The sequence below is a fragment of the Pseudoalteromonas sp. KS88 genome (assembly GCF_004766475.1).
Classification (GTDB): domain Bacteria; phylum Pseudomonadota; class Gammaproteobacteria; order Enterobacterales; family Alteromonadaceae; genus Pseudoalteromonas.
In genome coordinates, this window is sequence record NZ_PYHV01000041.1 from 1 (window position 1) to 1,385 (window position 1,385).

Here is a 1,385-nt window from a genome sequence, read left to right on the forward strand (position 1 = left end):
AAAGTAGATACTTGAAGACTTTATTATCAGAAATTCCAAATTTTAGTAAGTTTGATTAAATCGAACTTACACCAAATTTGCTTGGTGACAATAGCGTTTTGGACCCACCTGACCCCATGCCGAACTCAGTAGTGAAACGAAACAGCGCCGATGATAGTGTAGCATTTGTTATGTGAAAGTAGGTCATCGCCAGGCTCCAAATTAAGTTGAAGAACTTTAACCTTAAAAATTAATAATAAGAAAATTGAAAAGAATTTTCTTGGTGACAATAGCGTTTTGGACCCACCTGACCCCATGCCGAACTCAGTAGTGAAACGAAACAGCGCCGATGATAGTGTAGCATTTGTTATGTGAAAGTAGGTCATTGCCAGGATTCAAATTAAAGAAAGCCCGACTCGAAAGAGCCGGGCTTTTTTGTGTTTTGTGCTCTCAGCTGCACAGTTAATTAAGTGATCCGGTTTACCATTCCCTTGATAAAATACACTAAAGCGAGCAATGTTTATGCGAAATACATTCTAGCCCTAAGATTTTATCAATTAAGTTCAATACGTATGAAATAGCATTGCCTAGCAGCTCTTAATGCTTATAACAATGACTATATCGAACAGCTAATACAAAGCTGCGCTTATCACTATTCGCGACCGAGCTCCACTTGGGCGAAATAAGCTGCAGCTTGTTCACAATATAATCCGTTCGCTTTGAGTTTTTTTATTTTTAAAAGTTTAAAGCAGCAGCTCGCTCTTCAGCTGATTGAATGTAAGATCATAGATTAGACCGTTGAGCTAGAGATTTCCTAAACTATGTTCTGAGTGTTTTTCTAGTACACCCCAGCTAATCTGAAACAGTTAAAAGTGCACCCCTGAAAAGGGGGATTCATGCTGTTGTGAAATAACAAGCCCAATTGCGCGTTCACAAAACTCTTATGTATAGCGATTAGATTTTGATAGTTTCAGTTCCTCAAGTTATTGAGTCTTTGGTAAACACGGAGTGTTTAAATAATGAATTTTTACATTAACCCTATTTGTTAAGAATCAATTTATATTTAGCTGTGGATGAGTTAATTTTTTTCATCTATTGGATTTAATTTTATCAGTTGTCAGATGAGAGCTTTTACTCTAAATTTGTACGTAACAAGTATGGCGATGAACAGAAGATGTTATTGCAACTTAAAACCAAAAGTTCGGTAATGAGTTTCGACATGTTTATGAATAAATTTAGTATCGAATCTTTATAATTGTGTGTGAAGATGTTGTCAAAAAGACGACTCAAGTTAAGGATTAACTTGGCTTGAGTTGCTTTTTATTTTAACCGCCACGCAGTTAGATGAACTAAGTTTCATCAATGAATTTAAAAGTGTCCAGATTTCACTTAAAACCGAATCTTTA

The 1,385-nt window shown here is 35.7% G+C and carries 2 rRNA genes; both read left to right on the forward strand.

Annotated elements, in window-relative coordinates:
• The first annotated feature begins 80 nt into the window (after positions 1-80).
• Positions 81-195 (forward strand): 5S ribosomal RNA (gene rrf, locus C7Y70_RS19730).
• Between the two features lie 63 nt (positions 196-258).
• A 5S ribosomal RNA gene (gene rrf, locus C7Y70_RS19735) occupies positions 259-373 on the forward strand.
• Positions 374-1,385: the final 1,012 nt, after the last annotated feature.